Below are 11,157 nucleotides of genomic sequence, written 5' to 3' on the forward strand. Positions count from 1 at the left end.
TCATCGGGGATTCATTATGTTTAAAAAAGCATTACCATTAGCAGCGGCAGTAACGCTCGCTATGTCACAACTTGCTGCACCAGCTATGGCGGGTTCAGTAAGTGAAGCAAAAAACAATCAATTTTGGTGGCCAGAACAACTCAACTTGGCACCACTTCGCCAACACAGTCCATTGTCAAACCCATACGGTGCCGACTTTGACTACGCCAGCGAATTCGCAAAACTCGACCTTGCTCAAGTTAAAAAAGACATTGAAACCACGCTAACTGACTCTCAAGATTGGTGGCCGGCTGACTGGGGTCACTACGGTCCATTAATGATTCGTATGGCTTGGCACAGCGCTGGTGTTTACCGTGTTCACGACGGTCGCGGCGGTGCTGCTGGTGGTCAACATCGTTTAGCGCCACTTAACAGCTGGCCAGATAACGCCAACTTAGACAAAGCACGTCGTTTAATGTGGCCAGTTAAGCAAAAGTACGGTCGCAGCTTGTCATGGGCTGATTTAATGGTACTTGCGGGTAATGTTGCACTAGAATCAATGGGCTTCAAAACCTTCGGTTTTGCCGGTGGTCGTGCTGACGACTGGGAACCAGATCTCGTTTACTGGGGTCCTGAGTCTCAATTTTTAAAAGACAAACGCCGCGACGGTAAAGGTAAGCTCAAAGGTCCTTTAGCCGCGGTTGAAATGGGCTTAATCTACGTAAACCCTGAAGGTCCGCACGGTAAACCTGATCCATTAGCGGCGGCCGCCGATATTCGCTTATCATTTGGCCGTATGGCGATGAACGATGAAGAAATTGTCGCCTTAATCGCTGGTGGTCACACCTTAGGTAAAGCACATGGTGCCAAAAGCCCGAAAGGCTGTGTCGGTCGCGAACCAGCAGCGGCGCCAGTTGAGCAACAAGGTTTAGGTTGGAAAAACAAATGTGGTACCGGCAATGGTGCAGACACTATCACCAGTGGTCTAGAAGGTGCTTGGACAGTAACGCCAACTAAATGGTCTACCAACTACCTCGACAACTTGATGAACTTCAACTGGGTGTTAACAAAAAGCCCAGCAGGTGCAAAACAGTGGATTCCTGATAACCCTGCCGCTGCCAACTTAGTGCCTGACGCTCATATTCCGGGTAAACGCAATGCGCCAATCATGTTCACAACTGATATCGCGTTAAAAGAAGATCCGGCATTTAGAAAAATTGTTGAGCGCTTTAGAAGTGACCCTGCACAATTTGACTTAGCGTTTGCTAAAGCTTGGTTCAAACTAACTCACCGCGACATGGGCCCACGCGCTCGTTACGTTGGTACTGACGTGCCATCAGAAGTTTTATTATGGCAAGATCCACTGCCAAAAGCAGAAGGTAAAACCATCAATAGCAAAGATGTTGCGAAACTTAAAAAGCAAATCTTGAAGACCGGTTTAACCACTTCAGAATTAGTGAGAACGGCGTGGGCATCGGCAGCTAGTCACCGTGTCACTGATATGCGTGGTGGTGCTAATGGCGCGCGTATTCGCCTTGAGCCACAAGCTAGCTGGGCAGTAAACAACCCGAAAGAACTGAACAAAGTACTGACTAAACTTGAAGGCGTACAAAAGGCGTTCAATAAAAAGTCTCGTCGTGATGTATCACTTGCTGATGTTATCGTATTAGCCGGCGCGGCAGGTATTGAGCAAGCAGCGAAAGATGCCGGAATGAAGGTTTCTGTGCCGTTTGCACCGGGCCGCGTAGATGCTAGCCAAGAGCAAACAGAAGTGCTTTCATTCTCGTACCTAGAGCCTAAAGCAGATGCTTTTAGAAACTACTTCACCAAAGCCTCGTACACAGGTCCAAGTGAAATGATGGTTGATAAAGCAAACATGCTTGGTTTAACCGTACCTGAAATGACAGTGCTTGTTGGTGGCCTGCGCAGCATTAACATCAACTACGATGGCAACACTCACGGCGTCTTTACTGACAAGCCGGGTACATTAAACAATGACTTCTTTACCAAGTTACTTGATATTCGCTACACTTGGAGCAAAACAGATCAAGAAGGTATTTACCAAGGTAAAGAGCGCGCCACTGGCAAAGCGATGTGGACAGCAACCCCAGTAGACCTGATTTTTGGTTCTAACTCTGAGCTGCGCGCGGTTGCTGAAGTTTACGCCTCAGAAGATGCTAAGCAGAAGTTCTATGACGACTTCATTAACGCTTGGGTTAAGGTGATGCAACTTGACCGCTTCGACCTTAAATAAATGCTTTAATCTTAAGTAAATACTGAGGTTTAAGCGTATTACTAAGCAAAAGCCAGTACTTAATCATAAGTGCTGGCTTTTTTATTTCTCAGAATCACATGTAATTCAACCTAGGTAAACATGATATGAATAAAGTGATGGTAGTTTGTCTGTTGCTGGCATTAATGACTTCAACCCAGACACTAGCAATTAATGCTGCCAATACAAGCAATGCCAGCAGCCAACAAGAGCAGCTCTATCAATCGGCATTGAGCTTGTTTGCACCACTACCAGAAAAAATGCCGGGTGCAGAACACGACACTAAGGCTCAAATTGCACTTGGTAAAAAATTGTACTTTGAGACCTCGCTATCACTAAACAACAGTCAATCTTGCAATAGCTGTCATCAGCTTACTGGCAGTGGTGCCGGTGTCGACAACTTACCAGTTTCAATCGGCGCTTTGGGCAGTTTAGGCCAGCGCAATGCACCAACAACCTGGAACGCCGGCTTGCATTTCAAACAGTTTTGGGATGGTCGCGCTGACACTTTGGAGCAACAAGCAGTATTGCCCTTGTTTGACCAAAAAGAAATGGCGATGAAGTCTGCCGAGCAGATTTATCAGCGTTTATCTGACAATCACTACTTACCATTGTTTCAAACTGCATACCCTGACGACAAAGCGCCAATCAACCTCGATAATATTGCCTATGCCCTAGCGGCATTTCAACGTACGCTTATTTCGCGCGATCGCTTTGATCAGTACCTCAAAGGACAGCATTCAGCCTTGAGCACAGCCGAGCAACGCGGTTTACAGTTATTTATTGATAAAGGCTGTGTTGCATGCCACAGCGGAGCAACATTAGGGGGGCAATTATTTATGCGAATGGGCTTAGTTGAGCCGTACCCGAACACCAATGATCTTGGCCGTGCTCATGTCACCGGCAATCGCGCAGACAGTTTTGTTTTTAAAGCCCCATCACTGAGAAACGTTATGCTCACCGCACCTTATTTTCACGACGGTGCTGCTAAAACTATCGAGCAAGCAATCACTCAAACTGCTAAGCACCAGTTGGGTATAAGGCTAAGTGACAGTGAGGTTAAAGCCATTAAAGCGTTTTTCCACTCACTTAGTAATCAGCGTAATCCGTTCCAATAGCGCAGGATTAAAAACAGGCTTAGCTGGCAAGTTCTAGTAAACGTGGCAAGAAGGTTTCGCTCTCTTGCGCCAACAGTGCTTGCTCGGCCAAGATATCTTGCAAAATAGTTTCTGTAGTTAGCGGGTTGGCGAGTACCACTCTAAATACTAAGGTTTTGTCGCCACCGTATTTGTCGACTTCAATACGTGTACGAGAAACAAAAGACTTGCCGTTTTCACGTTGACGTTTTTGAATAAACTTGGTCAACTTATCCAGTAAGCCATTAACTTGCTGTTGTATGTCACGATTGGCGGTGGCTAATAAAGCTTGCACTTGCTTAGGTACATAGCGATAGGTCAATAGACAAAGCTCAGGCTCAGTAACCAGTTCAAAGTCACTGTGCTGGTCAATAATATCGGCAAAATATCGCGCCTTAGCAATACTCTGATCAATCAACATCTCATAGCCTTGACGACTAATAATATGTAAGCTCGCGTATACCAACATCGCCATACCGGGGCGAGAGCCCTCAAGGGTATGACTACCTAAATCCTTTGAACCCTTACGCAAAATATATTCGGCGTGGTGTTCAATTGCTGCGACAGAGGCTGGATTCTTAAAGATAACCAAACCAGCGCCCATTGGCACATACATTTGTTTGTGAGCGTCAATGGTCACTGAATCAGCGCGCTCTATGCCAGTCATTAACTTGCGGTAGTTGTTAGATAGCAGCGTCGCACCGCCCCACGCGGCATCAACGTGGAAGTGACACTGGTACTGCTCGGCAATATCAGCCATTTGATCAAGTGGATCAATGTTGCCGGTTTCTGTGGTACCCGCAACGCCGACAATTGACAGTATTTTGATATTTTGTTCAGTGAGCTGCTGACACTTGGCCGCTAATTGCTGACAATCAATTTTATTGTTGCTATCGGTTGGAATCGAAATCACACTATCACGGCCAATGCCAAGGACGTCTGCCGCTTTTTTCAATGAATAGTGACCGCGTTCTGAAACTAATATCGCAACACCGTCATAATTATAATGCTTGAGCGCTTTATACATGCCCTCACGAGCAATACCACGAAAATCGCCATCAGGCTTAAACATAATATTGCGGGCGACCCACAATGCCGTGATATTGGCAATTGTGCCGCCAGAGCAAAACGCCCCCAAGGAATGGTTAGCACTGTGCATCCAATCTTGATAAAAGTCGTCGTTTTGTTGATAAATCAAACGGTGCATCATGCCTAGCACTTGGCGCTCTAGCGGAGTAAAAGCCTTCGAGGTTTCAATTTTTACCAAGTTTTGATTTAGACCCACCATCAACTTCGATAGCGGCAAAATAAAATAAGGCAAGGCCGAGGTCATATGACCAATAAAACTTGGGCTAGAGGTATGAACAGATTGAGCAACTAATTTATCAAGTAAGTGATGAGTGTGATCAGAAACAAAGCTCGGCTGCTCTGGAATAGCCGAAGTAGCAAAGTCTTTTTCTATTTCTGTTAATGGCTTATCGGTGGCAACAATATGATTACCTAAAAAGCCAGCAAGGTTTTGAGAGATCTCTTGTTCAATCACGCCCAAGGTAGAATCGGGTGCTTCTGGAATGGTAAAAATACGATATAAAGAGTCTTGACTCGCTTGTGCTGAGCGCTTTGTCACCGCCATATAAATTCACTATGCCTTGCTACCGTTTTTATTTCAACGAGCAGAACGACACTGACTACTCGCTTAACACCTGCTAAATCAACTACCTATCATTTGGATCAGTTAGCAGTTAAATAATTATCTAAAACGGCTTAAATTTTCATTACAGTTAAGAGCGGCACTTTAATAAAAATTGAGGCAAATGTCTCTAATTTTCGTTAATTTACTCGCTGGTTAGCTTGAGAAATTAACGTAAATAAGCAGCCCTTGGCTCATCGATATTAAAGTAAAAGCAGCAAATAATACCTGTTTTTTCGTTTTATCATGACTATTTTTGGTATTGATAAGCTTCATTTGATATTCCTTGGTCAAAATTACTGAACCAATACTGTTACCAAATATCATACCAAAACGTAATCAAATGATTTTATTGCACTTTTCACATTAGCAACAAAATCACCGAAAAGTTATTGTCGTCAAATTCACTATTTTTTGAGTCAATCGACGATCAATTGCCAACACGTTTGACCACTTGCGGTAAATTTAGCTTCAAATGGCGTGAGCGGCTTATTTACTGCAATCTCAGTAATATTGCCATCGCGCCCGGCAAGTTTAGCGGCGGCTTGAAACTCTTCTAAATACAAACGCCAATTGCTGCGCAAAATCAGTTGCTGTCCGGTTGCGACGATATCAGGGAAAACCGCACTACCATGCCAACGTCGTTGAATGTGCTTGGCCTTAGGCCACGGATTGGGATATAAAATATAGTGTTTTGTGACCGGCCAATTCGCTTGTTTGACTAAGCGATAAAAGTCATTTAAATCAGCCCGCACTAAGCGGTAGTTATCGACGCCTGAAACGTCCTCAGGAAGGTGTTGTTCAACATTACGGCTAATGCGGTGATCTGACTTATCTACACCAATCACCAAAGCATTGGGGTTTTGTTTAGCCAACAAGCGAGTACTTTGGCCGATGCCACAGCACGCGTCTAAAATAATGTCGCCATCAAAGCCTCGAACTAGCGCATCAAGCTCATCAAAGGCACGTTGAGTATGGGGCTGAATTGGCTTTTTGAAACCATGCTCCAGATGCTTAACAACAATTTCTTCAAGCTTTTCGTGAATGCCATCTTGATTGGTGACAATAGCTTTTGAGTCACCCGTTGGCGGATTGGCAAATGTCGCTTTGTTGCTCATTAGCTTCTCAACCCTATGCCTTTATTAATCAAATACATGGCAACTGCCCACATTGAGACAATAAAGAACCCTAATACCGAAAATGCCACCGTTAGGCTGACATCACTAATGCCTAAAAAGCCATAGCGGAAAGCGTTAACCATGTACACGACTGGATTGAGTTGAGAAACGCCCTGCCAGAATTCAGGCAATAGGCTAATCGAGTAAAATACGCCGCCTAAGTAGGTCAATGGTGTTAAAACGAAAGTCGGAATAATCGAGATGTCATCAAAGCTTTTGGCAAACACCGCATTGATTAAGCCGCCCAGAGAAAAAGTTGCAGAAGTCAGCGCAACCGTAATCGCAATAACCCAAGGGTTGTGAACTTGAATATCGGTAAAAAATAATGCGATAAAGGTCACGATTAAACCGACCAATAAGCCGCGCGCCATACCACCGCCGACATAACCCGCTACAATCACCCAATTTGGCACTGGTGCGACGAGCATTTCTTCAACATTGCGTTGCCATTTAGCACTGAAAAACGACGATGCAACATTTGAATATGAGTTGGTAATCACACTCATCATAATTAAGCCTGGCACGATAAAGGCCATATAGTCAAAACCGCCCATTTCACCGATTCGCGAACCGATTAACGAACCAAAAATAACAAAGTACAAACTAATGGTAATGGCGGGTGGTACTAAAGTTTGTACCCAAATACGCATAAAACGATGCGTTTCTTTGTAAAGAATACTCTTTAGCGCGATTAAATTCGTCGACGAAGACATCTTAGTTGGTCTCCTTGCTGTTGTCGGTATTAGTAGTTGAGGTGTTGTTGGCATCAGCACTGTTAGTGCCGTTAACCAAGCGAACAAATAATTCTTCCAGTCGGTTACTTTTATTGCGCATGCTCAATACTTGAATGTTTTGCTCAGTCAAGGCGGCAAAGACAGGGTTTAAGCCTTGAGATTTTTTAACATCGACTTCTAGGGTGTGATCGTCGATTAAGCGACTGACAAAACCATTTAGCGCAAGTGTTTTCTCTGTTGGCGTAATATCAAGGACAAAGGTTTCAACATCTAATGTTGCGAGCAAGGCTTTCATACTGGTGTTTTCAACAATAACACCACCATCGATAATGCCGATGTTGCGACACAGCATTTCAGCTTCTTCAAGGTAGTGCGTGGTTAAAATAATGGTAATACCCTGCTGGTTTAACTCTTGTAAAAACTCCCACATTGAGCGTCGCAGTTCAATATCAACGCCAGCGGTTGGCTCATCGAGAATCAGCATTTTCGGCTCGTGCATTAGCGCGCGGGCAATCATCAAGCGTCTTTTCATGCCGCCAGAAAGCATTCTTGCTGGCGTATCGCGTTTATCCCAAAGTTCCAGTTGACGTAAGTACTTTTCTGCCCGTTGCAAAGCAAGTGTCCGATCAACACCATAGTAACCGGCTTGATTAACCAAGATTCGCGTTAAGGTTTCAAACTGGTTAAAGTTGAATTCTTGCGGCACCAAGCCAATATGACTTTTGGCAGCTTCAAGCTCAGTATCAATATCGCAACCATATACATTGACCCGACCCGAGGTTTTATTAACTAACGAGGTTATGACCCCGATCGTAGTTGATTTACCGGCGCCGTTGGGCCCGAGTAAAGCAAAAAAATCACCTTGGTTAACCGTCAGATTAATCCCTTTAAGGGCGTGAAAGCCACCTTTATAGACTTTTTGTAAATCAACAATTTCAAGTGCGGGCTGCATGCAAGTGCCTTAGCGTTAACAGGATAAAGATAGAATTATCGAAAGATAAGGTCGATGTCGTCTTTTTTCAAGTGGCATGTGCCAAGCGGCTAACTAAAAGCGGCAGCCAAACAGCGAGAAAACAACCAATAAAAATTAAACAATTGCGATATTAACTTTCGCTTTGTTTACGTTCACTGGTGGTAAATTGTTTACTGCGATAAGTAAGTTTTAGAAACTTTGGTTTAACTAGAGTCAAATAAACTAAATACAAACCAGAGCTACTAAAAAGCAATGACACTAACGCAGCAGCGATTAGCAAGGGATTGTTAAAGTCGCTACGAGCTTGGTAATCCATGATGTGCAGCATCCAGAAAAAGTCGTAGAAGCGCCAAATATCACTGCGAACAGATTCAACTTGTCCCGATAAAGGCGACACGTAAAAAGTGGTACTAATGAGATCGTCAAACACTACTTGATACACTGGCGCTGACAAATGCTTGACCTCACTCGGCACTGCGTTTAACAAGTTCGTTGTAGCGATACCAGCTTGCTGAGTGTATTGTTGCTGGGCAATTTGATTCACTTTATCAATGGCAAGTGGTTCGACATGAACACCTCGGCTATCTAAAAAGTGCTGCTGACCATCAAAGCTAGTCGCTTTCAAAATAGCTTGGCCATTGCGGTTTAGCCATTTAAGCTCTCGCCACTGTTTTAGGTCTAGGTGGCTGTTGCTTTCAAGGATAGGTTTGGCAATCAGGTTTTCGCTAAATTCAGTACGCTCAACTAGGTGTTGGCCGCGCACTAAGTCAATCGGTATCAAGCTCATCACGACACCGCCACTGACCCACAGTAAGACCTGTAAACCAATAATAAGCCCCAACCAACGATGCCAATTACGCCAAAACTTCACTTACTTCTCAAAGGATATAGATGATTTGTTCAGCCTATCACGAACTGTGCGCGAGATACCTGCGACAATTTGTCGCAGTTGCTAATTCAATAAACTCATTCAGCATACTGATATAACACGTCAGAAAGTAAAAAGCTCGCCGAAGCGAGCTTTTCATCGTTGTTAATAAGGTAACAGATATTTACCTATTTACCCGCGCGCGAAACGTATTCACCAGAACGAGTATCAACTTTAACCACTTCGCCAATTTGAACGAAAAGTGGTACACGGACAACCGCACCTGTACTTAATGTCGCTGGCTTACCACCTGTACCGGCAGTGTCACCTTTAAGGCCAGGGTCTGTTTCAGTCACCTCTAATTCAACAAAGTTAGGTGGTGTTACTGAAATTGGGTTACCGTTCCAAAAAGTGATGGTACAAACATCGCCTTCTACTAACCATTTGGCGTTGTCACCCACTGCTTTTTCATCAGCGCCGACTTGCTCAAAAGTTTCATTATTCATAAAATGCCAGAATTCGCCATCGGCATATAAATAACCTAAGTCAGAATCCATCACGTCAGCGCCTTCAACAGACTCGCCTGACTTAAATGTTTTTTCTAGTACTTTACCAGAAATTAACTTACGGATTTTTACGCGGTTAAACGCTTGGCCTTTACCCGGTTTGACGATCTCGTTTTCTAGGATGTTACAAGGTTCGCCGTCGATCATTAATTTAAGACCGGCTTTAAATTGGTTGGTGCTGAAACTAGCCATAATAAATAGTTCTCTTAACTAACGCAGACAATTACGTCGAGATTAAACATTGAAATTAGAAACGTCGCAGATAATACCGCAAATCAAACCACAATTGCACGCTTGTTGGCAAAAAGAGTTGGCTGATGTCATCACAGATCCCGAAATTTTGCTGCGTATGCTAGAGATTTCTCCCGAAAGTTATCGCCAACACTTTAATGCCCGTCGCTTGTTTCCTGTGCGAGTGCCAAGGTCCTTTATTGCGCGCATGAAAGTGGGTGATATTAATGATCCCCTACTCAAACAAGTAATGCCATTAAGTGACGAATTTGTCGTCAGCGATGGATATCTACTCGACCCGTTAGAAGAGCACGATACCGTCGCCGAAGGCTTATTGCACAAATACAAGCACAGAGTGCTGATGATTGTAAAAGCTGGCTGTGCCGTCAATTGTCGTTATTGCTTTCGTCGCCATTTCCCATACGCGGATAACAGCCCAAACAAAGCCCGTTGGCAACAAGCACTGGATTATATAAAGCAACACTCCGAAATCAACGAAGTGATTTTTAGCGGTGGTGATCCACTGATGGCCAACGATCAACACCTCGCCTGGTTAGTTGAGCAACTAGAAGCAATACCACACCTAAAACGCTTGCGCATTCACAGCCGGTTACCGGTTGTTATTCCAAATCGAATAACGCCTGAGCTAACAGAACTGCTACAAAAAAGCCGTTTAAAGGCGACAATTGTTTTTCACATCAATCACGCCAACGAAATAAATCAAGATTTCAGTGATGCTATAGAAGCTCTCAGAGCAGCGCGAATACCGATGTTCAATCAAAGCGTTATGCTTAAGAACATCAATGATAACAGCGAAGTATTAGCTGAATTGTCAGAAGCCTTATTCGACGCCGGTATTCAACCCTATTACCTACATTTATTTGATCCGGTGCAAGGTGCCGCACACTTCGACGTCAAACAAAGCGATGCTATAAAAATCGTTAACGAAATGATGGCGATACTACCCGGCTTTTTAATGCCGAAGTTAGTAAAAGAAATTGCTGGCGAGGCCAGTAAAACAGCAATCAATTTGTTATAATTCGTTGATTGCATACCCAAACTAAGCACACATTTAAAAACAATGAATCAAGATATTAACCAAAAGCTGATCGACAATATTTCAGTTATTTTAAAGAAATCGTTATCAGCAGACGCCACTCTAGCGGATTTGCGAGAAAAAAAACAAGCAGGCTTTAGTGCGATTTTTAAGACAGATGCAGGCTTTAATGCTAACGCTAACACTTTTCAGCCCTATGTTGAAGAAGTCGCAGACGACTTAATGAGCTGGCAAAAAGCGCCAACTGAGCAAGGTTTAGTTAGCTTAGTTAAAAAAATAGAACAACTGTTAAAAGTACTCAATACCTTTGAGCAATCATACAGTAATTAGTCTTTAACTAATGTGATTGTGTTGTCCTAGTATAGGTTGACACTATTTACGCTAAAACGCTCGATGTACTTCATCGGGCGTTTTGTATTTTAAGGCCATGTGTGGCCTTCGTTGATTATAGATAACAACTGATTCCTCGACCA

The 11,157-nt window shown here is 43.7% G+C and carries 11 protein-coding genes; 4 read left to right on the plus strand and 7 right to left on the minus strand.

Annotated elements, in window-relative coordinates:
• Nucleotides 1–61: 61 nt before the first annotated feature.
• Nucleotides 62–2,233: a catalase/peroxidase HPI gene (katG, locus tag J7384_RS12725; protein ID WP_280636374.1), complete on the plus strand. Its 2,172-nt coding sequence runs from the start codon at nucleotides 62–64 to the stop codon at nucleotides 2,231–2,233.
• Between the two features lie 125 nt (nucleotides 2,234–2,358).
• Entirely contained in the window at nucleotides 2,359–3,369 is a 1,011-nt protein-coding gene (locus J7384_RS12730) for a cytochrome c peroxidase (protein ID WP_209114619.1), read from the plus strand.
• A 19-nt stretch (nucleotides 3,370–3,388) separates the two neighbouring features.
• Here the strand turns inward: J7384_RS12730 and panP are convergent, their stop codons facing one another.
• The 6 genes from panP to efp form a co-directional block, all read right to left on the minus strand.
• A complete protein-coding gene (gene panP / locus J7384_RS12735; RefSeq protein ID WP_209114621.1) occupies nucleotides 3,389–5,020 on the minus strand; it encodes a pyridoxal-dependent aspartate 1-decarboxylase PanP in 1,632 nt (543 codons plus the stop codon).
• 476 nt (nucleotides 5,021–5,496) lie between these two features.
• Nucleotides 5,497–6,195 (minus strand): SAM-dependent methyltransferase, encoded by a 699-nt coding sequence (locus J7384_RS12740; RefSeq protein ID WP_209114623.1) that lies wholly within the window; start codon nucleotides 6,193–6,195, stop codon nucleotides 5,497–5,499.
• Nucleotides 6,195–6,968: an ABC transporter permease gene (locus J7384_RS12745; protein ID WP_209114624.1), complete on the minus strand. Its 774-nt coding sequence runs from the start codon at nucleotides 6,966–6,968 to the stop codon at nucleotides 6,195–6,197. Before J7384_RS12745 ends, J7384_RS12740 begins: the two co-directional genes overlap by 1 nt.
• A gap of 1 nt (nucleotide 6,969) precedes the next feature.
• Complete coding sequence (locus tag J7384_RS12750; RefSeq protein WP_209114626.1) at nucleotides 6,970–7,941, minus strand: ABC transporter ATP-binding protein; 972 nt, start codon at nucleotides 7,939–7,941, stop codon at nucleotides 6,970–6,972.
• Nucleotides 7,942–8,092: 151 nt separating this feature from the next.
• Nucleotides 8,093–8,833 (minus strand): PepSY domain-containing protein, encoded by a 741-nt coding sequence (locus tag J7384_RS12755; RefSeq protein WP_209114628.1) that lies wholly within the window; start codon nucleotides 8,831–8,833, stop codon nucleotides 8,093–8,095.
• A gap of 185 nt (nucleotides 8,834–9,018) precedes the next feature.
• A complete protein-coding gene (efp, locus tag J7384_RS12760; protein ID WP_209114630.1) occupies nucleotides 9,019–9,588 on the minus strand; it encodes an elongation factor P in 570 nt (189 codons plus the stop codon).
• 49 nt (nucleotides 9,589–9,637) lie between these two features.
• Between efp and epmB the strand changes: the two genes are divergently transcribed.
• The gene (gene epmB, locus J7384_RS12765) at nucleotides 9,638–10,666 is read left to right on the plus strand and encodes an EF-P beta-lysylation protein EpmB (protein WP_209114632.1); all 1,029 of its coding nucleotides are present in this window, start codon (nucleotides 9,638–9,640) and stop codon (nucleotides 10,664–10,666) included.
• Between the two features lie 42 nt (nucleotides 10,667–10,708).
• Entirely contained in the window at nucleotides 10,709–11,014 is a 306-nt protein-coding gene (locus tag J7384_RS12770) for a hypothetical protein (RefSeq protein WP_209114634.1), read from the plus strand.
• Between the two features lie 51 nt (nucleotides 11,015–11,065).
• Here J7384_RS12770 and J7384_RS12775 read toward each other — a convergent pair.
• Nucleotides 11,066–11,157: integrase core domain-containing protein (locus J7384_RS12775; RefSeq protein WP_209114217.1), on the minus strand; the 92-nt coding region annotated here is incomplete at its 5' end.

Origin of the sequence: Endozoicomonas sp. G2_1, assembly GCF_017744155.1 — a bacterium.
Lineage (GTDB): Bacteria > Pseudomonadota > Gammaproteobacteria > Enterobacterales > Alteromonadaceae > JAGHQT01.

Excerpts from the sequence above, each read along its gene's own strand:
- J7384_RS12770 (WP_209114634.1), top strand. The coding sequence starts at position 10,709 with ATGAATCAAGATATTAACCAAAAGCTGATCGACAATATTTCAGTTATT.
- J7384_RS12730 (WP_209114619.1), top strand. The coding sequence starts at position 2,359 with ATGAATAAAGTGATGGTAGTTTGTCTGTTGCTGGCATTAATGACTTCA.
- J7384_RS12750 (WP_209114626.1), bottom strand. The coding sequence starts at position 7,941 with ATGCAGCCCGCACTTGAAATTGTTGATTTACAAAAAGTCTATAAAGGT.
- panP (WP_209114621.1), bottom strand. The coding sequence starts at position 5,020 with ATGGCGGTGACAAAGCGCTCAGCACAAGCGAGTCAAGACTCTTTATAT.
- efp (WP_209114630.1), bottom strand. The coding sequence starts at position 9,588 with ATGGCTAGTTTCAGCACCAACCAATTTAAAGCCGGTCTTAAATTAATG.
- J7384_RS12740 (WP_209114623.1), bottom strand. The coding sequence starts at position 6,195 with ATGAGCAACAAAGCGACATTTGCCAATCCGCCAACGGGTGACTCAAAA.
- J7384_RS12745 (WP_209114624.1), bottom strand. The coding sequence starts at position 6,968 with ATGTCTTCGTCGACGAATTTAATCGCGCTAAAGAGTATTCTTTACAAA.
- katG (WP_280636374.1), top strand. The coding sequence starts at position 62 with ATGTCACAACTTGCTGCACCAGCTATGGCGGGTTCAGTAAGTGAAGCA.